23 protein-coding genes are annotated in these 22,232 nt (G+C 38.1%); 20 read left to right on the forward strand and 3 right to left on the reverse strand.

The genetic code is table 11. The annotated features are described in order from the left end of the window. The first annotated feature begins 314 nt into the window (after nucleotides 1-314). The 19 genes from BUB87_RS05290 (at nucleotide 315) to BUB87_RS05380 (ending at nucleotide 19,938) form a co-directional block, all read left to right on the forward strand. Nucleotides 315-1,073, forward strand: a complete 759-nt coding sequence (locus BUB87_RS05290; RefSeq protein WP_073342442.1) for a helix-turn-helix domain-containing protein — start codon at nucleotides 315-317, stop codon at nucleotides 1,071-1,073. Between the two features lie 210 nt (nucleotides 1,074-1,283). Beyond that, on the forward strand, nucleotides 1,284-3,122 hold the full coding sequence (locus BUB87_RS05295) for an ABC transporter substrate-binding protein (RefSeq protein ID WP_073342445.1): 1,839 nt from the start codon (nucleotides 1,284-1,286) through the stop codon (nucleotides 3,120-3,122). 103 nt (nucleotides 3,123-3,225) lie between these two features. Further along, the gene (locus BUB87_RS05300) at nucleotides 3,226-4,215 is read left to right on the forward strand and encodes an ABC transporter permease (RefSeq protein WP_084110931.1); all 990 of its coding nucleotides are present in this window, start codon (nucleotides 3,226-3,228) and stop codon (nucleotides 4,213-4,215) included. Continuing rightward, nucleotides 4,215-5,069, forward strand: a complete 855-nt coding sequence (locus BUB87_RS05305) for an ABC transporter permease (protein ID WP_073342448.1) — start codon at nucleotides 4,215-4,217, stop codon at nucleotides 5,067-5,069. Before BUB87_RS05300 ends, BUB87_RS05305 begins: the two co-directional genes overlap by 1 nt. Continuing rightward, nucleotides 5,069-6,061 (forward strand): ABC transporter ATP-binding protein, encoded by a 993-nt coding sequence (locus BUB87_RS05310; protein WP_073342451.1) that lies wholly within the window; start codon nucleotides 5,069-5,071, stop codon nucleotides 6,059-6,061. The genes BUB87_RS05305 and BUB87_RS05310 overlap by 1 nt, the downstream gene beginning before the upstream one ends. Next, nucleotides 6,058-7,086 carry an ABC transporter ATP-binding protein gene (locus BUB87_RS05315; protein WP_073342454.1) on the forward strand — a complete coding sequence of 343 codons (1,029 nt, stop codon included), beginning with the start codon at nucleotides 6,058-6,060 and terminating at the stop codon, nucleotides 7,084-7,086. The genes BUB87_RS05310 and BUB87_RS05315 overlap by 4 nt, the downstream gene beginning before the upstream one ends. Then, on the forward strand, nucleotides 7,050-7,250 hold the full coding sequence (locus tag BUB87_RS14350; RefSeq protein ID WP_073342457.1) for a hypothetical protein: 201 nt from the start codon (nucleotides 7,050-7,052) through the stop codon (nucleotides 7,248-7,250). Before BUB87_RS05315 ends, BUB87_RS14350 begins: the two co-directional genes overlap by 37 nt. Nucleotides 7,251-7,444: 194 nt before the next feature. Continuing rightward, a complete protein-coding gene (locus BUB87_RS05325; protein ID WP_073342459.1) occupies nucleotides 7,445-8,479 on the forward strand; it encodes a uroporphyrinogen decarboxylase family protein in 1,035 nt (344 codons plus the stop codon). A gap of 764 nt (nucleotides 8,480-9,243) precedes the next feature. Next, the gene (locus BUB87_RS05330; protein ID WP_073342462.1) at nucleotides 9,244-11,076 is read left to right on the forward strand and encodes an ABC transporter substrate-binding protein; all 1,833 of its coding nucleotides are present in this window, start codon (nucleotides 9,244-9,246) and stop codon (nucleotides 11,074-11,076) included. A gap of 58 nt (nucleotides 11,077-11,134) precedes the next feature. After that, a complete protein-coding gene (locus tag BUB87_RS05335) occupies nucleotides 11,135-12,130 on the forward strand; it encodes an ABC transporter permease (RefSeq protein WP_073342465.1) in 996 nt (331 codons plus the stop codon). Between the two features lie 7 nt (nucleotides 12,131-12,137). Then, the gene (locus BUB87_RS05340; protein ID WP_073342468.1) at nucleotides 12,138-12,989 is read left to right on the forward strand and encodes an ABC transporter permease; all 852 of its coding nucleotides are present in this window, start codon (nucleotides 12,138-12,140) and stop codon (nucleotides 12,987-12,989) included. Between the two features lie 11 nt (nucleotides 12,990-13,000). After that, nucleotides 13,001-13,999 (forward strand): ABC transporter ATP-binding protein, encoded by a 999-nt coding sequence (locus tag BUB87_RS05345; RefSeq protein WP_073342470.1) that lies wholly within the window; start codon nucleotides 13,001-13,003, stop codon nucleotides 13,997-13,999. Then, on the forward strand, nucleotides 13,977-14,984 hold the full coding sequence (locus tag BUB87_RS05350; RefSeq protein WP_073342473.1) for an oligopeptide/dipeptide ABC transporter ATP-binding protein: 1,008 nt from the start codon (nucleotides 13,977-13,979) through the stop codon (nucleotides 14,982-14,984). The genes BUB87_RS05345 and BUB87_RS05350 overlap by 23 nt, the downstream gene beginning before the upstream one ends. A 12-nt stretch (nucleotides 14,985-14,996) precedes the next feature. Further along, nucleotides 14,997-15,221, forward strand: coding sequence for a hypothetical protein (locus BUB87_RS05355; protein ID WP_073342475.1), 225 nt, complete (start codon nucleotides 14,997-14,999; stop codon nucleotides 15,219-15,221). Between the two features lie 178 nt (nucleotides 15,222-15,399). Further along, the gene (locus tag BUB87_RS05360) at nucleotides 15,400-16,560 is read left to right on the forward strand and encodes an ABC transporter substrate-binding protein (RefSeq protein ID WP_073342478.1); all 1,161 of its coding nucleotides are present in this window, start codon (nucleotides 15,400-15,402) and stop codon (nucleotides 16,558-16,560) included. 72 nt (nucleotides 16,561-16,632) lie between these two features. Beyond that, complete coding sequence (locus BUB87_RS05365; RefSeq protein WP_073342480.1) at nucleotides 16,633-17,517, forward strand: branched-chain amino acid ABC transporter permease; 885 nt, start codon at nucleotides 16,633-16,635, stop codon at nucleotides 17,515-17,517. 4 nt (nucleotides 17,518-17,521) lie between these two features. Beyond that, a complete protein-coding gene (locus tag BUB87_RS05370) occupies nucleotides 17,522-18,478 on the forward strand; it encodes a branched-chain amino acid ABC transporter permease (RefSeq protein WP_073342483.1) in 957 nt (318 codons plus the stop codon). Beyond that, the gene (locus BUB87_RS05375; RefSeq protein ID WP_073342485.1) at nucleotides 18,453-19,226 is read left to right on the forward strand and encodes an ABC transporter ATP-binding protein; all 774 of its coding nucleotides are present in this window, start codon (nucleotides 18,453-18,455) and stop codon (nucleotides 19,224-19,226) included. The genes BUB87_RS05370 and BUB87_RS05375 overlap by 26 nt, the downstream gene beginning before the upstream one ends. Nucleotides 19,227-19,233: 7 nt before the next feature. Continuing rightward, nucleotides 19,234-19,938, forward strand: coding sequence for an ABC transporter ATP-binding protein (locus BUB87_RS05380; RefSeq protein WP_073342627.1), 705 nt, complete (start codon nucleotides 19,234-19,236; stop codon nucleotides 19,936-19,938). A 49-nt stretch (nucleotides 19,939-19,987) separates the two neighbouring features. On the opposite strand, the gene BUB87_RS05385 is transcribed toward BUB87_RS05380, so the two are convergent. From BUB87_RS05385 to BUB87_RS05395, 3 genes are all read right to left on the reverse strand, one after another. Further along, on the reverse strand, nucleotides 19,988-20,656 hold the full coding sequence (locus BUB87_RS05385; protein WP_073342488.1) for an SdpI family protein: 669 nt from the start codon (nucleotides 20,654-20,656) through the stop codon (nucleotides 19,988-19,990). After that, nucleotides 20,653-20,931, reverse strand: coding sequence for an autorepressor SdpR family transcription factor (locus BUB87_RS05390; protein WP_073342490.1), 279 nt, complete (start codon nucleotides 20,929-20,931; stop codon nucleotides 20,653-20,655). The genes BUB87_RS05385 and BUB87_RS05390 overlap by 4 nt, the downstream gene beginning before the upstream one ends. Nucleotides 20,932-21,078: 147 nt before the next feature. Then, entirely contained in the window at nucleotides 21,079-21,405 is a 327-nt protein-coding gene (locus BUB87_RS05395) for a hypothetical protein (RefSeq protein WP_073342493.1), read from the reverse strand. A 97-nt stretch (nucleotides 21,406-21,502) separates the two neighbouring features. Between BUB87_RS05395 and BUB87_RS05400 the strand changes: the two genes are divergently transcribed. Beyond that, nucleotides 21,503-22,225, forward strand: coding sequence for a pseudouridine synthase (locus BUB87_RS05400; protein ID WP_073342496.1), 723 nt, complete (start codon nucleotides 21,503-21,505; stop codon nucleotides 22,223-22,225). Nucleotides 22,226-22,232: the final 7 nt, after the last annotated feature.

Consider the following 22,232-nt stretch of genomic DNA (forward strand, 5'->3'; position numbering starts at 1 on the left):
TACAATACAAAATGCAGCAATCGAGCATACATCGCAGAGAGGATTATATGTTTGGTCGATGAGTAGTCAAGCCTAAAATGAACTCACTGCGTTCGGGCTTGACAACCCATCTTCCCAAACATGGGTAGTAGCTATGCGATGTATGCATAAGTATCAAGTGGCACTTGATAGATTTAATCATGGTGAAATTTAAAGAAACAATATTTAAATATCAAAGATCTTTATTAATCTTGTTAAAGGTCGACCTTTTTGGTTGATTACAAATCATATTATACGAGGGGATTGAAAATATTAATATATCGTACAATGATGCGGTGGCAGCATGTGACTATAAAATAGTGATGGGCAAAGGTAAAATAATAAATTATGAAGATGTTAAAGAAAATAATAAAAATTATTTTTATCCTCTTGATGTGGAACAGCAATTGGTCAATAGTGTAAAGGTTGGAGATAAGCAAAATGTAGAGAAGTTGCTTTCTCATCTGTTTGATGAGAACTTTAACAACAGAAGGCTTCCGTATAAACTTGTTCAATGTTTGTTCTTTGATATAATGAGCACGGCTATAAAGACATTAGATGAGATCAAAATAGATTATAAAGAGGTGTTTTGTGAAGAATTTGATCCGATATCTCATCTTTTAACGTGCGATAATGCTAAAGATATGTATGATGAACTTACCCGCATTTATACAATTATATGTAATTATATTCAACACAATAGGAGGAGTCATAACAGAATTTTACTTGATAAAATAATAAACTATGTAAATAGCAATTATTCAGATGAAAATCTATGTGTGCAGAGCATTGCTGAATATTATAATATGAATCCTTCTTATATTTCTTATTTCTTTAAGGAACAGACAGGAGAGAATTTAAATGATTATATAACAAAAATACGAATTGAAAAGGCAAAGGAGTATATGAACGATGTAAATATGTCTTTAAGCGAAATCGCGGCAAAAGTTGGACTTGGAAGTGACAATAGGCTTATAAGGCTCTTTAAGAAAGAAATGGGTATAACACCTGGCAGATACAGGAGCAGTCTACAATCTAAGATAATTGAGACGTGACCTGAGAAAATTGAGATCCATGTGTAAGATTTTGAATATCGAAATGAGTTATTGATTATTTACGTGATATTGTTTTCCCGATACAATGAAACTATCAATTGGGGCAGCAGGTAAAAAGCATTGACAAAGGAGGGGATGTTATAGATTATCGGGAAAACATTTTTTTGTTCTAGAAAGATGAAAATATATTTATTAAAGGGGGTAAAACTTTTGAAACCATTATTAAAAAGGCTGGCTGTTGTATTATCGCTTTTGATGGTATTTTCGATTCTCTTATCAGCTTGTGGTACACCCGACCAGTCCACGGTTTCCAGTGGAAACCAAAAAAAGACTACTACCAGTAAAAAAGTAGCATCTTCAAGCAAGTCGACTTTTACTACCAGCGACTATTTTGACCCACCACCATCTATACACGGTAATCCGTGGGCCCCACCAGGATTGGGTGGAATAGGTGAGTATGTATTTGATAGGTTATTTGAGTATGTTCCATTTCCACAACCGAAGTTCATACCTATGCTTGGTGAGTCTTTTAAAGAAGAAGGTAATAAAACAATTATAAGTTTAAAAAAAGGTATAGTATGGAGTGATGGCAAACCTTTTACTAGTAAAGATGTTTTAACGTCATATTATATGGGCTTTATGGCTGGTTGGCCAATGTGGAAATATGTAAATACTATAGAAGCTCCTGATGATTATACCGTGGTTATAACTTGGAGGAATCCTGGACCAATATTATCAGTTATGGCTTTTAGTAATTTTATAAACGCACCTAATCATATATATGGTAAATGGGCGGATCAATTGGCTCCCCTGACAGCCAAAAGAGATAATCAAGGTAACTTAGATCAAGCAACATCCGATGCGGTTTCGAAAATTAGAGAAGATGTATATAAGTACAAGCCAGATGTAACTCAAGTTGTAGGTACTGGGCCATATGTAGTCTCAAATGTTACGGCATCGGAGGCAATTTTAACTAAAAATCCAAAGTTTAGAGATGCAAAGAATGTAAAAATAGACGAGATAAGAATACAGCGTTATGTAAGCTTAGAAGCATATTTGTCAATGGTTATGGCTGGAAGATATGATGGCGAACCTCATGGATCAACACCTGATGTATTTAAACAAATACAACAAAATCATCCAAATATGAAGATTATGTGGATACCAGAATATAGTCAACCATCAATGCAATTTAATACGAGTAAATATCCTGTTAATAATCCTGTTGTACGAAAGGCAATCGTATACGCTATAAATAAAAAAGCATTATTAGACATAGCAGAACCAGGGACACAAACACCAGATACTTATATAACAGGTTTAGTTCCGTCGGCAAGAGATATATGGTTGGGTGATTTTCTAAATAGTTTAACGGATTATTCTTACAATCCATCTAAAGCAGAGGAACTATTAAAAGGAATAGGATGGAAAAAAGGTTCTGATGGTTTTTGGCGTGATGAAAAAGGCCAACTTGTTCAATTAGAAGTGGCTTCTATGAATTCGTGGCCTATCTTCTTCCTTTGTGGAGATGCAATAACAAACCAACTTAATAAATTTGGTTTAAAAACTGTTTTTAAAGCTATGGAATTAAGTGCCTACTGGGAATACCTTGATACAGGTCGAGCTATGATAAGTTTTGATTTTAGAGCTGGGATAGGTTCTTATGGTTATCCATGGGAAGCATATAGGAACCTATATGTAGATGGTGCAGTAAGGTTAGGTTTTAGAAGTCCTAAGGATACGAAACCTTTGGATATAACAATAAAGCTTTCAAATGGAGATGTTGTTAAACCAGTAGGATTAATTGATGAATTGTTCTATACACAAGATGTTAATAGGCAAAAAGAAATTGTCCGAAAGCTTGCTCAAGCAACTAATGAATATGTTCCTTTTATGCCCATTGGGGAAAAAACTGCACCATGGAAACTTTACAACACAAATCTTACTGGTTATCCAGATGATCCAAAAGCGCCAGAATGGTATGGTGGAGCAGGTATGAGACCTATTGCTAAGTTAATTAAACTAGGAAAATTTTATTATAAAAAATGATCATTATCAGTAGTTGTTGTTTTTGCAACAACTACTGATAATTAGTCAACGTTTGGTATTGTGCTTAGGTGTGCTTTAACTAGGTTTTAGGAGGCGAAAAAATATGTGGGTGAAAAGATTGCTATTAATTATAATAACTATTTTGTTTTCATTGTCTGTAACATTTGTGGTAATACATTTTATGCCGGGAAATCCTGTAGAAACTTTAGCTATGGATATGATGCGAAATCAAGGCCTTGACTATCAAGATGCTTATTCTAAAGCAAAAGCTTTGCTTAATTATGATCCAGATGTACCCTTGTTAAATCAGTATATAAAATATGTAGCGGGTATATTAAGAGGAAATTTAGGAGAATCCATGTCTTACAGAAAACCTGTTACTTCGGTAATAGCAGGTGCTTTGCCCTGGACGTTATTTATTCTTTCGATTTCACTATTGGTATCTTTTGTTATTGGTATTTCCTTGGGTATGTATATAGCTTGGAAACGCAAAACTATTATTGATCCTATGATATCAGTATATGCTTCTATAGCAGGTTCTCTGCCAGATTTTATAGTTGGTTTGATTTTGATAATTATATTTGCAGTTAATTTAAAATGGCTTCCTTCTAGAGGCCCATATGATTCTTCAGTTATTCCAGGTTTTAATTCAGGTTATATTATTAGTGTTATAGAACATGCTATTTTGCCTATTTCTGCATATGTTTTAACAAGTTTGGGAAGTTGGGCATTAACAATGAAAGGAAATGCTATAAGCATTTTAGGAGAAGATTACATAATGGCAGCTAAAGCCAGAGGGTTGCCTGATAGACGAATAATAACAACTTATGTTGGACGTAATGCTTTATTACCACTTATTACAAATTTGGCAATATCTTTTGGAATGATGTTTGGAGGTTCGCCTTTGATAGAAAATATTTTTGTATATCCTGGCATAGGATATTTTTTAAACCAGGCAGTAGGGAGACGTGATTATCCGCTGATGCAAGGAATGTTTTTTATGATTACGATAGCTGTTGTACTTGCTAATTTAATTGCTGAGATACTATACAACGTGCTTGATCCAAGAATAAGAGAGGGGGCTCAAAATTAATGGCTTCCATAGTAAATATTTGGATAGTTTTAAAAAAAAATAAAAGAGCATTTATAGGAATGATTATTTTATTAATATTTTTATTTTTAGCATTGGTAGGACCATATATTATTCCCCCTGCAACACAAACGAATTATGCAGAGCGTTTACAATTACCATCATTTAAACATCCTTTAGGAACTGATTACGCAGGCAGAGATACATTGTCTCAATTTGTACATGGTTCTAGAAATGTATTATTAGTAGCTTTCTTAGCAGCTTTTTTTACACTTATTATAGCATTTATAATTGGTACAATATCTGGTACATTAGGAGGAACAGTGGATGCAGTATTAATGTTGATAACTAATGTAGTTTTAACAGTTCCTAGCTTCCCTATAATGATGGTACTTTCTATGGTAGCCAAAATTAGTGACCCAATTACGTTTGGCTTATTGTTGAGCATCTGGTCGTGGGCAGGTTTGGCGCGAGCTATTAGGTCACAGATTCTATCTTTAAAGAATCGCGATTTTATAGAAGCGAGTAAAATATTGGACATGGGATTAATACACATCATATTTAAGGAGATGTTACCCAACATGGTTTCATATATAGCCATAAACTTTATTATGATGATGAGAGGTGCTATAACGGCCAGCGTTGGTTTGATGGTACTGGGTTTAGTTCCTTTCCAGGCTTCTCACTGGGGGATGATGTTGAATATGGCAGTTACGACGACGGGTGCCATATATGGCTCAAGTGCTATAATATACTTTTTGGTTCCCGTGTTAGCAATTATGTTTTTCCAAATGGGCTGCTTGTTTTTTGCCAATGGACTTGATGAGGCACTTAATCCCAGGTTGAGGGGAAGGTGATGATAGTGAACAAAACAGAGAAGATTCTTCAGATAAAGGAAGTTAGTGTAGATTTTGATCTTTCTGGGAAAACATTAAGAGCAGTCGATAATGTTTCATTGGATATATATAGTGGAGAGATATTTGGTTTGGTAGGCGAAAGCGGCAGCGGGAAATCTACTCTAGCTACAGCGATTTTAAACCTGGTATCATCCCCAGGACAGATTACCCATGGAGAGATTCTTTACAACGGCAAAGATGTTTTGAGTTTATCCGACGAAGAACTTAGAAAGTACAGGTGGAAGGATGTAGCAATGGTATTTCAGGCCGCTCAAAATGCCATGAATCCTGTTATAAGGATAAGAGACCAGGTACTTGATACTTACTATGCTCATAGTAAAGGAGCAGAAAAGCAGATATTGGATAAAGCTGCGGAGCTTATGGAATACGTGAGATTAGACCCCGACCGCGTGTTGAACTCCTATGCTCATGAACTCAGCGGTGGGATGAAACAAAGGGCAATCATAGCCTTGAGCCTTATATTAGATCCCAAGGTACTGATACTGGATGAACCTACCACAGCTTTGGATGTCATTACTCAGGCTTATATTATTGAAATATTACAGAAAATACACAAAGATCTTGGCATTACCATGATATTTTTAACCCATGATGTTTCAATAGTGGCTAAAGTGGCCGATAGGGTTGGTGTTATGTACGCAGGTCAGATAGTTGAGGTGGGAAGTGTCAGGGATATATTTTATAATCCACTGCATCCGTATACATATGGGCTTATACACGCAGCACCGTCTCTTATAGATGATATAAGCAATAGAAGGGCTATTCCTGGTTCTCCTCCTGATCTAATAAATCCCCCGCCAGGATGCAGATTTAATCCCAGGTGCGATCAGTGCATTGGTATATGCCGTGAGGCACATCCTTCTCTGGTAGAGGTATCAGAAGGACACATGGTAGCGTGTTTGAAGTACAATGAAAAGGTGGTGAATCTATGAGCACACTCCTGGAATTACACGATGTAAGTATGGTTTTTACCAGTAAAAAAAGCCTTTTTAGCAAAGGTAGAAATATCGGAGCCGTAGTCGATGTAAACCTTCAGCTAAATCCGGGAGAGATACTGGCGGTAGTTGGCGAGAGCGGATGCGGTAAAACTACATTGGGTAAGATTATAACAGGTCTATACAGACCCACCTCAGGTGAAATAAAATTTGAGGGTAAGAATATATGGAAGATGGATGGAAGGTCATTTAAGGAATACAGGCGCAGCGTGCAGATGGTACATCAAGACTCTTTTGCGGCCCTTAATCCCGCGAGAACCATTTTCCAATCTCTAAAAGATGTCCTTATAAGGCATAAGTTGGCTAAAAATTCGAAAGAGGCAAGAAATCAGTTATATGAACTGTTAAAATTGGTTGAACTTACTCCACCTGAACAGTTCCTTGATAAATATCCACATCAATTAAGTGGTGGGCAGAGGCAAAGGTTGCTTCTAGCCAGAGCGATTTCTGTTAAACCAAAGTTGATCGTGGCCGACGAGCCTGTATCTATGGTAGATGTATCCTTGAGGATATCTCTTTTGAATTTGATGACAAATATGAACAAACAGCTGGGAATCGCTTTTGTCTATATTACTCATGATCTTGCTACAGCTAGATATATAGCTTCCAACGGGCGCATAGCTGTTATGTACTTAGGCAAAATAGTTGAAACAGGAAAATTAAATGAAGTATTGAGGAATCCTTCTCATCCTTATTTGCAGGCTTTATTGTCGGCTGTGCCTATACCAGATCCGGACCTGGCACGGACCATAAAAGCTTTACCTTTAAAGAGTCTGGATATGCCGGATCCGGCCAATCCACCTACGGGATGCCGGTTTAATCCCAGGTGTCCTTACGCTGAATCCATATGTATGAATAAAGAACCTCAGCTAAGAGAAATTAATGGCAGTATGGTTGCATGCCATCTTGTGGAGAAGGTGCCGAAATGGGAAATGATGCAAGAATCGGCCTATGTAAAATAATAATGTTTTTTTCTATATTTCTTTCGGTTTTATGCCTGATAAACATGGCTTTTGTAAGTATAGAGTCAGGAGAATTTGTTATCTTGGTTATAGCGCTGGTAGCTAATATAGTAACAATTATAGGTTCCAGGATGTTTATAATATATGCCATGAAGAATAAATAAAATAAGATTTTGCTCCGGCAGAATCTTCTCCTTAAGGGGAAGATGATAGCCGGAATTATTTATTTTTTTGTCTAAATGATACTTTTGTTGCAAGATATGGCCAATTTTGCTATATTGATTGTGATGAATAAAGATGATTACTTGTATTTAAGATTTGGAAAATCTAATAATTTATTGTAGGGAGAGGGGTTAAAATGGTTCGGGAGCCGTTGAGCAGGGAAGAAGTAATCAAGGCGATTGAGAGAAAAGGTGGGAAAAACATTCCTTTGTTTCTTCATAAGTTTTGGGGAGCTGGATTGATGGACAAATATGGTTCTAAACTTGAAGCACTTGCCTCAAACTATCCTGATGATATTTTTGATGCATGGTATTTAGAACCGGGATTTCATATAAGTTCAAATAATAATCCGTCTTACCGTTGGGGTTATAAGGATTATAGCCACGGTATAAAACACAGTATAGGAGAAACATATGAACTGCTGGATTGGGACGAATTTGATTGGTTTTTAGAAGATTTCCCCAATCCCAATGAACCAGGCAATTTCGATGCAGTAGAAAAGTCTCTTAAACATGCAGATGGGAGATACAAGCTAGGTTGTTGGTGGAGGCTATTTCATGAGCGTTTCTGGGCTATCAGGGGCATGGAAAATCTGATGATCGATTATTATGAAAATATGGATAAGCTTAAAGTACTAGGAGAAAAGTTATTAGATTTTTATAAAGTGATTGTAGATCGATATGCCCAATTAGGCTTTGATGGCATTTTTACTTCTGACGATTTGGGGCACCAGACCGGTCCGATGATGTCTCCGGCTATTTTTAAAGAACTGTATTTGCCACTCTATAAAGAATTTGTTTCGTATGTACATTCAAAAGGCATGCATGTATGGCTGCATTCCTGCGGTGATAATACCAAGCTTATGGATTATCTTATAGAAGCGGGAGTGGACGTGTTGCATCCAATACAAAAAGGATGCATGGATGAAGTTTATATAGCTTCCACATATGGGGATAAGATATCTTTTCTTTACGGAATAGATGTTCAGCACGTTTTACCCGAGGGAAGCGTTGAAGACGTCAGAAATGAGATCCATCGCGTAATCGACATCTTTTATAAACCTGAAGGTGGATTGCTTTTAGGGGCGGGAAACGGTATTATGCCTGATACGCCGCTGGAGAATATAAAAGCGATGCTTGAGGAACTTTCATTATATAAATATACAAAATGATAGTTATATTTGATGGACTGTAAAATTAGTGAAAATTCAAATTTTCACAGGCCTATGATGTTTGGCCTGTGCTTTTTGTTTTTCAAATAATACTTTGACTTTTTTACCTTCAATTATCTTTTCAGTGTACTTCGACCTTTTTTTCTTGTTCTGTTATCCTTTATACGCTGAAAAAAGAATAAGATTTCAAATAAATAAGCATATGTTTAATATGCGAAAGATTAGAGTAATATTTAGAGATTGATATATATATAATGTACTGTAATAAAAATTTGTTTGAGGGTACGAACGCCATAAGCGGATTATAAAATAAAAAATGAAAATATGAAGATAAAAAGGTACATAAATAGAACTTTTTATGGGATGTATAAAAGCATGATAGCGTTTGATATGGGAATAAAGGTATTTTAAACACATATAAGAGAAAAATGGAGAAAAAACGAGAAAACATGAGTAATATTCAGAAAAAAAAAAAAAACAGCGAATATTCAATGAATTTGGCCAAATTTGAACTTTGAAAATCTCTGCACAGTAGACTAAACTATAATTAGTAATTAAATAGAGCTAGAGGCTTGGAAAAGATTGTGACTTAATAATTGTCGTTTTCATAGGATTTCCTCCGATCTCTTATGGGAGTAGGTTTGCTATATATGAAATTAGGCAAAAGCGAGGAAATCCTTTGAAAATATAACGCGAAACCCAATACTTTAGAGTCTTTTGGGGTTTCGCAATAAACTAATAAACTTATAAAAGGAGGGTCAGGTATGTCAAGCATTATGAAAAGGTTGTCACTAATATTGGCAGTAGTATTTTTGCTGTCGATTTTTCTGGTAGGCTGTAAAAAGTCTTCAACAGAGCAGACTTCTGGGACAGCAAAGGTTAATACAACTCAGGAAAATACTTCAGGGGGATCTTTGGTCAATAAGGACAAGAGGCTGGTGATAGACGGTGGTATATGGGATGCGCCGCCTGTGTACCATGGGAATCCGTTTGCTGCTGGAGGTATAGGGCCGGTAGGTGGTGTAGTTTTTGAGCCGCTATTTCAGTGGGTATCGGTTACAGGCGAATATTATCCCAGATTGGGTGAATCCATGGAAGACAAGGGTACAGAGACCATAGTACATCTGAGAAAAGGTGTGGTGTGGCAAGATGGTAAGCCTTTTACAAGTAAAGACGTACTGAACAATTATTATCTGGGATTTTTGTCAGGATGGATGATATGGACGTATCTGGATTCTATTGAAGCTCCCGATGACTATACGGTAGTTTTTAAATGGAAACAACCTACAATAATGAACAAATTTTTGGTATCTCAAGACGGCGAAGTTGCACCATATCACATTTACGGCAAGTGGGGAGACCAGGTTAAGCCATATATAAGCAAAAGGGATGCCAAAGGTCAGTTAGATGAGGAGTCCAATAAAGCGCTTTCTAAAATAAGAACAGATCTTCAGGCATTTAAACCACAATTGCCTTTGGGTACGGGTCCATTTAAGGTTAAAACGGTTACAGCATCTGACATCATATGCGAGAAATTTAATCAATATTGGGGTGCAAAAAATGTACATTTTAACCAGGTGAGATATGTAAAAGTGCCTACTAATGAAGTGGCGTGGTCGTTGTTAAGATCAGGGCAACTTGATTATGCAGGAAGAGTCGGTCCCAAGAATGTTATGGATGAGATACTGCAAAAAAATTCCTATATAAAGATGTATCCTGAAACGGATCTTACCACGTTTAGCCTGATATTTAATATGGAAAAGGCACCTTTTAATGATTTAAATTTCCGCAAAGCTATTGTGTACGCAATAAATAGAGATACCGTAAGAGAGGTATCGTTATATTACTCTAGTTCAGTAAATGATGTGGCAACATATGGTATATTGCCTTCGATTAAGGATAGATGGCTTACGCCCGACTTTCAAGAAAAATTAACGAAATTTACCTACGACCCATCTAAGGCTGAGAGCATTTTAAAAGAAGCAGGGTATAGTAAGGGTTCTGATAATATATGGCGGGATAAGTCAGGAAAGGCTATGAAGTATGAAATCAGCGTGCCTGGTGGTTGGAGCGACTGGGTCCTGGCGGCAGAGAATATGGCTACGCAGCTTACGCAGTTTGGAATACCTACAAAGGTCAGAACCATAGATAATGCTCAGTATTGGGATATGCTTAATAAAGGCAATTACGATATGGCCATAGAATTTGGCGTTGGTGCGTGGGGCTTTGCATCACATCCGTTTACTACATTTAACAGGATATACAATGGCCTTGCAAGGGAATTGGGCTTGATAAATCGCAATGACCCCAATGCCAAGATGACCAAGAAATTTAAAGGACCCAATGGTGAAGATGTGGATGTGATTGAAAGCATTAAGCAGCTGGCCGTTACATTAGATGAGCAGGCTCAAAAGGAGATTATAAATAAATTGGTGTTTGTCACCAATGAAAATGTAATATTTATGGATTTCTTAGAGAAAAAGCAGCCTGTGTGGATAAACACCAAATATGTTGAGGGCTGGCCTGATAAGGACGATCCATTGATTTATTATGCAGGCTGGCAGATGATCGTCAATGGTCAGCTGAAGCCGCGTTGATTGTATGTCTTGCCCCATACTGGGGCAAGACAAATATTAATACTGGAGGGTACGGATCATGCGCATACAGGTACTTGTCAAGAGAGTTATTATAGCGCTAATTACCATTTTTTTTGCCATTACCTTTACGTTTACCCTTATACATATGATGCCAGGTGATGCTATAAAACAATGGGCTGTTGAACTGGCCCAAAGCAGGGGAATAACTTATCAACAGGCATATGAACAGGTAAAGCTTATGATCAACTATGATCCCAATGAACCTTTAAATAAACAGTATATTCGATATATGGTTGGAATTTTAAAGGGAAATCTTGGAGAATCTATGGTATACCATATGCCTGTTAGCAAGATCATTTTTGGAGCATTGCCGTGGACTCTTTTTGTGTTAAGTATATCTCTATTACTGAGCTTTTTTATAGGGGTATGGCTGGGTATAAATATGGCATGGCGTAGGAAATCTTTACTGGATCCCGTGGTTTCTTTTTATGCGGTTATAACCAATGCTATACCCGATTATATCATGGCACTATTATTACTTATATTGTTGGCTATAAACACAAATATATTTCCACAGAGGGGAGCTTATAGTCCTTATGTTCAGCCGGGGTTTAATCTGGCCTTTATATTAAGTGCTCTTTACTACGCAGTACTTCCTATTCTATCCTATACTCTTACGCAACTGGGGTCGTGGGCTTTATCCATGAGGGGTAGTGCCATAAGTGTCATAGGTGAAGATTATGTAAATGCTGCCAAAGCAAGAGGCATTCCCCATAATCAAATAATGCACAATTATATACAAAGGAATGCCATATTGCCTCTTGTTACCAGTCTGGCTATATCCTTTGCTATGATGTTTGGTGGTTCAACACTGGTGGAAAATACCTTTGGCTATCCGGGTATTGGCTACTTTTTTGGCCAGGCGGTTAGCAGGAGAGATTATATATTAATGCAGGGTCTGTTTTTGCTCACAACCATTACTGTCATCGTGGCCAATTTTATAGCTGACCTCCTTTATTCTTCACTGGATCCCAGAATCAAAATCGAGGAGTGATTGGATTATGGATTTTGTGTTAAGGATGTACGAGGTGTTTAAAAGAAACAAAAGAGCATTGGCCGGATTTATCATCCTGTTTGCTTTTTTGATTATGGCTTTGGTTGGACCTTTTTTTGTAAAATTAGATATGACGGCAAGATTTGACCAGCGATTTCAATGGCCCTCAGCTAAACATATTTTGGGGACCGATTACGTGGGCAGGGATGTCTTTGCTCAAATTGTCCACGGTTCAAGGGACGTATTGATAATCGCATTTTTGGCAGCTCTTTTTACTACTTTTTTAGCTCTATTAATAGGAATGATATCAGGCTTTGCAGGTGGTAAAGTAGATATTGTATTAATGCTCATAACTAATATTATGCTCACTATTCCTAGCTTTCCGGTGATGATGATATTATCGGCCTTAATACGTATTCAAGACCCGGTAACATTTGCTATCGTTTTAAGTATATGGTCATGGGGTGGTCTGGCCAGAGCTGTAAGGTCTCAGGTAATGTCATTAAAGCAGAGAGACTTCATTGAAGCGGCAAAATTAATGGATTTACCTGTGTTTCATATAGTTTTTAATGAGCTGTTACCCAATATGACTTCATACATAGCCGTAAATTTTATATTCATTATGAGAGGCGCTATAACCGCGAGTATTGGATTGATGTTGTTAGGTTTAATACCTTTTTCACCAACTAACTGGGGTATGATGTTGAATCTAGCTATATCCCAATCGGGAGGAGTATTTGATCCCAATGCTTTATTCTATGTGCTTTCACCCATTGTCTGCATTATATTGTTTCAATTAGGTTGTCTGTTTTTCGCCTATGGGATGGATGAAGTTTTAAATCCGAGATTAAGGGGATAGGGGCGGTTATCATGGATGAGATATTACAGATACGGAATTTATCAGTGGAATTTTATACAAGGAGAGGTGTATTGAGAGCTGTTGATAGTGTATCATTGGATGTTTATAAAAACCAGATAACAGCTGTAGTGGGTGAAAGCGGCAGTGGGAAATCAACTCTTGCTTCAGCGATATTAAATGTAGTACAAACCCCTGGGATTATAGTAGAAGGTTCTGAAATATTATTTGAAGGCGTAGATTTATTAAAGCTAAGCGAGGAAGAAATGCGCAAATACCGGTGGAATGAAATAGCCATGGTTTTCCAGGCGGCTCAAAACTCTTTAAATCCAGTAGTAAAAATAAAAGATCAAATTTTAGAGACCTATAAAGCCCATAGGAGTGCTACTGATCAAGAGATATATGAAAGAGCCTCCAAATTATTGGACTATGTAAGGCTGGACCCTGAAAGGGTTTTAAAGTCATATCCCCATGAACTCAGCGGAGGTATGAAGCAAAGAGTTATAATCGCATTGAGCCTTTTGCTAAATCCAAAACTCCTTATATTAGATGAGCCTACAACGGCATTGGATGTGATAACCCAGGCCTATATATTTGACATACTTGTGCAATTACATAAAGATACGGGTATTACCATGCTGATGTTTACTCACGATGTAGCTATAGTGGCTAAAATCGCTGATCGTTTGGCGGTTATGTATGCAGGGAAGATTGTAGAAGTAGGTGATATTAGAGAGATATTCTATAATGCTAAACACCCATATACGAGAGGATTGCTAAATGCAGCGCCGTCGTTGCTTGACGATGTAAGCAAACGGAAAGCAATAAAAGGCTTACCGCCAGATATGATATCGCCTCCAAAAGGATGTCGTTTTCACCCACGATGTTCTTTGGCTAATGAATACTGCAGAGAATACGAACCCTGCATGAAGGATTTAGGTAATAAGCACCTGGTGGCGTGCCACTTGTATGATAAGGAGGCGTTAAAAGATGGATCCGCTGATGTCAATTAGGGATTTATATATAATATTTGAGCACAGGGAAGGCTTTATTGGGAAACCAAAGACGGTTGAAGCGGTTTCAGGTGTCAATTTGGATATCTATCCTGGAGAGATAATAGCTGTGGTGGGTGAAAGCGGTTGTGGCAAGACCACATTAGGGAAAGCTATTTGTGGATTATATAAACCGTCAAAAGGGTCCCTGATTTTTCAAGGAAAAGATATTTCAAAACTTAACAAGAAGGAATTTAAAGAGTTTAGAAGGAACGTACAGATGGTACATCAGGATTCATATGCAGCTCTAAACCCAACGAGAACTATATATCAGTCATTGAGTGCACCTATAATAAGAAATGGTTTTGCAAAAGATCGTAAACAAGCTTATGAGATAATATGCGAGTTATTAGAGACTGTTGAACTAACGCCGCCAGAGCTTTACTTAGAAAAATTTCCGCACCAATTGAGCGGTGGGCAGAGGCAAAGGATATTAATGGCCAGAGCTATATCTTTAAGGCCGAAGTTAATAGTAGCCGATGAACCGGTATCTATGATCGACGTGTCTTTAAGGATATCTATATTAGACCTCATGGCACATTTGAATAAACAATTTGGTATTGCTTTTATTTATATAACCCATGATTTGTCTACTGCAAGGTACATAGCATCGAACGGCCGTATAGCTGTGATGTATTTGGGGAAAATTATAGAAACAGGTCAGTTAAATAAGGTACTATCACATCCCCACCACCCTTATCTTCAGGCGCTTCTTTCGGCAGTTCCCATACCTGATCCGGATATTGCCAGAAATATGAAGCAGCTTCCGTTGCGCAGCTGGGATATGCCGGATCCTACCAGTCCACCTCCGGGGTGTAGGTTTAATCCGCGCTGCCCATATGCCAGAGAAATTTGTCAGCAAAATGAGCCAATTTTAAGGAATTATGAAGATGATATGGTTTCGTGTCATCTGGCAGAAAAGGTGCCTGCATGGAAAATAGGATAAAGAGGTGAAATGATGAGAAGTGACGAAAAGATCGGTTTATGTAAGCTGATCATGTTTTTCTCTATATTTCTTACGATTATGTGCCTTATAAATCTGCTGTTTGTAGATGTCAGGTCGGGAGAATTTGTGATACTTATCATAGCATTGGTTGCCAATGTAGTTACAATAATAGGTTCTAGGGTATATATTATACGTGCCATGAAAAATAAATTTGAAGGTAAAACTGTAGGGCAATAGTCCTACAGTTTTATTTATCTAGATTTTTTTGAAGTGTGATTAAAATATTATTGAAATTATTCAACAAATGCAACTTGACTGTATTTTATTACATTGATATATTAAAGTCATAAATGCGGGAATTTACTTGTGCGGTAAAATCACAAATATATTAAATTCATAAAGAAAGGAGAAAATTATGTTTAAACGTTTTACTGCGGTTATCGCAATTGTAATGCTTATCATTTTCACTTTGACAGGTTGTAAAAGTACATCTACATCTTCAAAGGGAGGAAATACCATCAATGTAGGCGTCGATTATGAATTGTCCAATGATCTTGCCCAATACGGACAGGCCTCATTAGACGGTATAAAATTAGCTGTTGAGGAGATAAACAAAGCTGGTGGAGTGTTGGGCAAACAGATAAAGCTTAATATTCAGGATAATAAATCAGACGCCGCTGAAGCTACTAACGTAGCAACAAAATTAGCAGGGGCTGGAGTTGTAGCTATACTTGGACCAGCCACGTCAGGCAACGTAAAAGCGGTGAGACCTGTGGTTACCCAAAATAAGATTCCGCTGATAACCGGTTCGGCCACAGCTGATGATGTAACATTGACTTCTAATGGGGTAGCTAAATATATTTTTAGAACATGCTTTAACGATTCTTTCCAGGGCGGTAGTATGGCTAAATTCGCGCTGGAAAACTTGAAAGCCAGGACGGCCGTTATGTATATTGAGACCACATCAGATTATAGCAAAGGCCTTGCCAAGAGTTTTAAAGAAGTGTTTACATCAAATGGCGGTAAGATCTTAGGTGAGGAGTACTATCAAAGTAAGGATAAAGATTTCCGAAGTGTTTTGACCAAGATAAAAGGTTACAATGCGGATGTCATATATGTTCCTGGGTATTACAACGAGGTTGGTCTTATCATCAAGCAGGCAAGAGATATGGGCATAACGGCGCCGATATTGGGAGGAGATGGTTTTGACTCTGAAGTAGTGCCTCAGGAAGCAGGTGCATCGCTTGATAAAGTGTATTTCACCAACCATTATTCTGCTGATGACACAGATCCGAAGGTTGTGGAATTCAGGAAGGCATTTAAGGCCAAATATAATAAAGAGCCTAATGCGTTTCACGCCCTGGCCTATGATGAGATGTACTTCTTGGCAGATGCCATAAAGAGGGCGAATTCTACGGATCCAGAGAAAATAACGGATGCTCTGGCGTCGACTAAGGATTTCAAAGGCGTTACAGGGACATTATCGGTGGATGACAAACATAATCCAATAAAATCAGTGGTCGTCGTTGAGTGGAAAGGCGATAAACAGGTATTTGTGACAAAGATCAACCCATAAAAAACGACAAACTGCCAAACAGGTGATGCTCCTGTTTGGCATAATTTGTGTATTGTAAGAGGTGAGAGATTGATGGGAGTTTTCATACAGCAGTTGTTAAATGGACTTTTTTTAGGTAGTATATATTCACTTCTGGCATTGGGTTATACGATGGTTTATGGAATTATCAACCTTATAAATTTTGCCCATGGTGATGTATATATGGTGGGTGCCTATGTAGGCTTTGTGGCAACTACGGTTCTTCACCTTGGGTTTGTTCCGTCTCTTATTTTGTCGATGGCCATATCGGCGGTATTGGGTATAGTTATAGAAAAAGTAGCTTATAAGCCGCTCAGGAATTCTTCGAGGATAACACTGCTTATTACGGCTATAGGGGTATCTCTCCTGCTAGAATACATTACTATGTATATTGCAGGGCCTGATACAAGAACATTTCCTAAAGTACTGGTCAATCACGAATATACCTTTTGGGGTGGTCAGATAAGCATAAGTAATATGCAGATATATATACTTGTTATATCTCTCGCGTTGATGGTTCTTCTGCAGTTCATCGTTCAGCGGACAAAAATAGGAAAAGCCATGAGGGCTGTATCCATAGATAAGGATGCTGCACAGTTGATGGGTATAAATGTAGATAACACCATATCGGTTACTTTTGCTTTGGGCTCGGCTCTGGCAGGGGCGGCTGGTGTACTCGTTGGACTTTACTATAATTCCATAGATCCACTAATGGGAATTATGCCAGGTTTGAAGGCGTTTATTGCAGCTGTGTTTGGAGGCATTGGCAGCATTCCTGGTGCTATGATGGGAGGACTTTTATTGGGCATGATAGAGACGCTGGTAAGTGGTTATATAAATTCTAATTTCAGAGATGCGGTGGCGTTTATCATACTCATCCTCATATTGCTTATCAAGCCTTCAGGCCTCCTGGGCAAAAATACGGTGGAGAAGGTGTAAGTATATGAGCAAAAAAATGAGAGTATCAATTTTAAATGTGGTCGTATTGGTGTTGGTATATATTACAGTTCAAATTTTGATATCAGCAGGAATTATTAATGAGTATATTCAATTAAATCTATTTTTACTGGCCATAAATGTCATATTGGCCGCTAGTTTGAACCTTATTACAGGATTTACAGGACAGTTTTCATTAGGACATGCAGGTTTTATGGCTATAGGCGCTTATATGTCGGCAATATTTACCCTAAAACTTAACCTCCCTTTCCCTCTGGGTATAATTGCAGCTGCTGTTTCAGCGGGCATTATAGGGATACTTGTTGGCATTCCTACGCTCAGACTAAGGGGCGATTATCTTGCTATTGCAACACTAGGATTGAGCGAGATAATACGTATTATTGCATTAAATATAGATTACATCGGAGGTGCCAGTGGTCTTCCTGATATACCTAGATATACCAATTGGACATGGATATTCTTCACTACGGTAGCTACAATAGTGATCATACGTAATTTTATCGATTCGTCTTATGGTAGGGCGTGTATTGCTATTAGAGAGGATGAGATTGCTGCAGAATCAGCAGGCATAAACATCGCCTATTATAAAATATTGGCGTTTACCATGGGTGCACTTTTTGCTGGTGTAGCAGGAGCTCTTTACGCCAATTATTTCTACATGTTGAAACCCAATTCCTTTGGCTTTATGAAGTCCATAGATATTCTTGTGATGGTGGTTTTTGGCGGGATGGGCAGTATAACAGGATCTATCCTGGGAGCAGCAGTTCTTACTCTTTTGTCTATGTATCTTCAGAATTTCCCGGAAATACGTATGATACTCTACGGCCTGTTGTTGTTGATTATCATGCTGTACAGGCCTCAGGGCCTCATGGGCAACAAAGAATTATCGTGGAAAGTATTAAGAAGAGGTGATAGGAATGCCGCCACTATTAACACTCAGTGATTTAACCAAAACCTTTGGTGGGTTAAGTGCCATTTCCAATGTAAACATAGAGGTTCATCAGGGCGAAATCGTGGGTCTCATCGGGCCTAACGGGGCGGGAAAGACCACCCTTTTTAACTTGATAACAGGTGTTTACATTCCTACTAATGGCTCGCTGACATTACACGGCGAAGTGGAAATAAACCTGGCTAAAGCATCACCTCATGAGATTGCCCGTATGGGGATAGCGAGGACGTTTCAGAATATAAGGCTTTTTAAAAATATGACTGTGTTGGATAACGTGCTTTTAGCCTTTCACACCCATGTGAATTATAGCATGTGGGAAGCCATTCTTCACCTACCTTCTTTTAATAAGAAAGAAGCACAATTAAAGAAAGAAGCCCTGGATTTGCTTAAAATTTTTAATTTAGACAGGAAAAGAGATACCCTCGCTAAAAACCTTCCATACGGTGAGCAACGCCGGTTGGAAATAGCTCGTGCATTAGCATTAAAACCCAGGCTCTTGTTGCTAGATGAACCTGCAGCAGGAATGAATCCGCAGGAATCGGCGGAACTTATGGAACTCATTAAGTGGATGCGCAAAGAATTTAATCTCACAATTCTTCTCATAGAGCACGATATGTCTGTGGTCATGGGAATCTGTGAACGAATATATGTTTTAGATTATGGAAGCCTCATTGCAGAAGGTAGCCCCGAACAGATAAAGAACGATCCCAGGGTTATAAAGGCCTACTTAGGGGAGGTATAAACATATGATGCTTGAATTAAAAGATCTGCATGTTTATTATGGTGCTATCCACGCTTTGCAGGGTATTTCACTGAAAGTTGAGGAAGGAGAAATAGTGACCCTTATCGGTGCCAATGGTGCAGGTAAATCTACTACCCTCAATACTATATCCGGGCTAAACAGGGTGCAAAATGGGAGTATAATCTTCAATGGAAAGGACATTACAAGGATGTCTCCTCCTGATATAGTAAAACTGGGTATCTGCCAGGTACCTGAAGGACGGCGTATATTTCCGAATATGACGGTTTTGGAAAATCTGGAGCTGGGAGCTTATTTGAGGTCTGATAAAGAAGGTATAAAAAAAGACCTGGAAGATGTCTATAGGCGTTTTCCGCGCCTTTTAGAAAGGAAAGGACAACTGGCAGGTACTTTGAGCGGCGGCGAGCAGCAGATGCTGGCAATAGGCAGGGCATTGATGTCAAGACCCAGGTTGCTGTTAATGGATGAACCTTCTATGGGTCTTGCGCCGATTATTGTAAAGGATATATTTAATATAATAAAGGAAATAAATCAGAGCGGGACCACTATATTGCTGGTAGAGCAAAATGCCAGGATGGCATTATCCATAGCTCATAGGGGTTATGTTTTAGAAACAGGTCGGATAACATTGGAAGGTCCAGCAAAAGAACTGGCAGACAACCCACAAGTACAGAAGGCTTACCTGGGAGGGTAAGCCTTCTATGATTTTACGGTTTTTTATGGAGTATTTTTCGGTTAAGATATTAGTCTTTGAATTTATTTTTGTATATAAAATATGAATATACTGTGGCTGCAATAGACGTTGCTATTAATGGTATTATAAACAATATAAAAGCCCACGTGCCACCGATAAAGGATCCTATAAGTCCTGTTATTCCCGCTAATACCCATAACTGTCCGCCAAGCCTATGGGTTTTATTCCAGACATCCTCATCTGCTAATGTCCACGGAGTCTTTATGCCGACAAAATAATTGTGGCGAAGCTTGCCCATATAGTTTCCCATGACGATGATCATTATGGATAATATCAAAGGTATAACCCTATCTATTTTGATGTTATAGCTCAGCGCAGCGCCTGTGGACGCCGAATATAGGGCGACGAAAACAAGTACCAGAAGTCCTCGAATGATTCTATAGGCGCCAGCAAATTTTGCATAATTGGCTTTTCTCGGGTCGACTAATGGAGTAAAAAGCATGCCTGCATATATCAGGGTGATTATCGCGGGAAAGATAAATACAGTGCTTTTAGCTCCGTATCCATCTATTTGACCGACGGCATTCCAATGAGTAGGTATTTTTTCAGGTAATTTACCATAGATTGTAAAGGTAATGATCCACATAATTATTATGATTGCAATTAACCACCAATCTTTTTTGATTTCAGAGCCCACGTCATATTTCGTTTCACTCATTTTTGATCCTCCTCACCTTTTATATTGAGCATATCCATAGCCCATTTTAAGATATCCTCTAATACTGAGGTATTCAGAGAGTAATATATGTTTTGACCTTTTCTTTCGTCTATCACCAAACCTGCCTGTTTTAATACATTTAGATGATGGGAAATACTGGGCTTTGTTATATCAAAGCGCTCTGCGATTTCTCCGGCGGTCATATCACCATTTTTAAGCATTTGCAGTATTTTTCTTCTGGTTTCGTCTGTTATAGCCTTAAATACCAGACTCATCCCATCTCACATCACCTCTACTTTTAGATAGTTAGACAATATTCTAAATATATTATAACAGAATGTCTTAAAAGGGTCAATAATACTGTAATATTTTAGTGGCAAGTTTTTAACAGCGAGGTTATGGGATTGCTGTAAAGCAATCCTTTAGCCTCTTATGATTTTTGTGGCTCCTGATTGTTCCATTATCTCCATTACCTTTGAAACTTCTTTTGTTGATGTCTCAAGGGATACGAGTATTCCACCGTTGATATCTTTTAAATCAAACGTTTCATTATATGGTTCTTTTTCCCCAAAACCTTCTCTTTCAGTTTGAAGATCTACGATACTACCTCTGTCATTGGGCTCTCGATAATCGCCTTCATTATTCATATCAGTGATGATAAGATCACGCCTGTCATAACCTATATTTTTTAGATTGTCTATTAAAGCACCCACCTGTTCCTGTCTTGACAACACTGCTGTCAGCCTCATTATCACACCTCCATTAATTAATATTGACAGAATCAAAAAAAATATTAAAATGCTCACAAGTAATTGGTATAATAATATTAAAAAATGTGGTGATGGTATGGAAAGGCTTGATAAGATTTTATCCAACAGCGGTATTGGAACGCGAAAAGAAGTAAAGGCGTTAATAAAACAAGGTAATGTGATGGTAAATGATACTGTTGTCGATGATCCAGGAGTGCATGTGGATCCGTCTGTTGACGCGATCTATGTAAATGGAATTAAGCTTGTGTATCGAAAATATATATATTTAATGCACAATAAGAAAATGGGCTACATAACGGCGACGGAAGACGATAGGGAAAGAACGGTTCTTGACTTATTGCCTGAGGAATACAGACACTTTAAAGTTTTCCCGGTGGGCAGGCTTGACAAAGATTCAGAGGGATTGCTTCTTTTGACCAATGATGGGGACCTCGCACACAGGTTGCTATCACCTAATAAAAAAGTAGAGAAAAAGTATTATGTGCGGGTTGCTGGCGGATTGGGAGACAACGAAGTGGAAAAATTCAGAAAGGGTATTAAATTGGATGACGGATATGTTACTTTGCCAGCAGAACTGGAGATATTGAAAAGAGGGGACATATCTGAAGCATACGTTACTATCGTTGAAGGCAAATTCCATCAGGTCAAGAGAATGTTTTTGGCGCTAAGTAAAAAAGTTGAATACCTCAAGAGGGTATCGATGGGACCTCTGCTGCTGGATGAAAACTTAAAGCCAGGGCACTTTAGAGAACTGACAGAAGAAGAGATTTTTAAGTTAAAGTCGGCAGTTAAAAATTAAATATAAA

Source organism: Caldanaerobius fijiensis DSM 17918, assembly GCF_900129075.1.
GTDB lineage: Bacteria > Bacillota > Thermoanaerobacteria > Thermoanaerobacterales > Caldanaerobiaceae > Caldanaerobius > Caldanaerobius fijiensis.

Bases quoted from the DNA above. Each gene is read 5' to 3' on its own strand.
- BUB87_RS05390 (WP_073342490.1), bottom strand. From the start codon at position 20,931: ATGAGTCTGGTATTTAAGGCTATAACAGACGAAACCAGAAGAAAAATA.
- BUB87_RS05370 (WP_073342483.1), top strand. From the start codon at position 17,522: ATGAGCAAAAAAATGAGAGTATCAATTTTAAATGTGGTCGTATTGGTG.
- BUB87_RS05340 (WP_073342468.1), top strand. From the start codon at position 12,138: ATGGATTTTGTGTTAAGGATGTACGAGGTGTTTAAAAGAAACAAAAGA.
- BUB87_RS05375 (WP_073342485.1), top strand. From the start codon at position 18,453: ATGCCGCCACTATTAACACTCAGTGATTTAACCAAAACCTTTGGTGGG.
- BUB87_RS05355 (WP_073342475.1), top strand. From the start codon at position 14,997: ATGAGAAGTGACGAAAAGATCGGTTTATGTAAGCTGATCATGTTTTTC.
- BUB87_RS05310 (WP_073342451.1), top strand. From the start codon at position 5,069: ATGATAGTGAACAAAACAGAGAAGATTCTTCAGATAAAGGAAGTTAGT.
- BUB87_RS05305 (WP_073342448.1), top strand. From the start codon at position 4,215: ATGGCTTCCATAGTAAATATTTGGATAGTTTTAAAAAAAAATAAAAGA.
- BUB87_RS05300 (WP_084110931.1), top strand. From the start codon at position 3,226: ATGTGGGTGAAAAGATTGCTATTAATTATAATAACTATTTTGTTTTCA.
- BUB87_RS05350 (WP_073342473.1), top strand. From the start codon at position 13,977: ATGGATCCGCTGATGTCAATTAGGGATTTATATATAATATTTGAGCAC.
- BUB87_RS05315 (WP_073342454.1), top strand. From the start codon at position 6,058: ATGAGCACACTCCTGGAATTACACGATGTAAGTATGGTTTTTACCAGT.
- BUB87_RS05395 (WP_073342493.1), bottom strand. From the start codon at position 21,405: ATGAGGCTGACAGCAGTGTTGTCAAGACAGGAACAGGTGGGTGCTTTA.
- BUB87_RS05400 (WP_073342496.1), top strand. From the start codon at position 21,503: ATGGAAAGGCTTGATAAGATTTTATCCAACAGCGGTATTGGAACGCGA.
- BUB87_RS05380 (WP_073342627.1), top strand. From the start codon at position 19,234: ATGCTTGAATTAAAAGATCTGCATGTTTATTATGGTGCTATCCACGCT.
- BUB87_RS05335 (WP_073342465.1), top strand. From the start codon at position 11,135: ATGCGCATACAGGTACTTGTCAAGAGAGTTATTATAGCGCTAATTACC.
- BUB87_RS14350 (WP_073342457.1), top strand. From the start codon at position 7,050: ATGGGAAATGATGCAAGAATCGGCCTATGTAAAATAATAATGTTTTTT.
- BUB87_RS05365 (WP_073342480.1), top strand. From the start codon at position 16,633: ATGGGAGTTTTCATACAGCAGTTGTTAAATGGACTTTTTTTAGGTAGT.
- BUB87_RS05360 (WP_073342478.1), top strand. From the start codon at position 15,400: ATGTTTAAACGTTTTACTGCGGTTATCGCAATTGTAATGCTTATCATT.
- BUB87_RS05325 (WP_073342459.1), top strand. From the start codon at position 7,445: ATGGTTCGGGAGCCGTTGAGCAGGGAAGAAGTAATCAAGGCGATTGAG.
- BUB87_RS05345 (WP_073342470.1), top strand. From the start codon at position 13,001: ATGGATGAGATATTACAGATACGGAATTTATCAGTGGAATTTTATACA.
- BUB87_RS05330 (WP_073342462.1), top strand. From the start codon at position 9,244: ATGTCAAGCATTATGAAAAGGTTGTCACTAATATTGGCAGTAGTATTT.
- BUB87_RS05385 (WP_073342488.1), bottom strand. From the start codon at position 20,656: ATGAGTGAAACGAAATATGACGTGGGCTCTGAAATCAAAAAAGATTGG.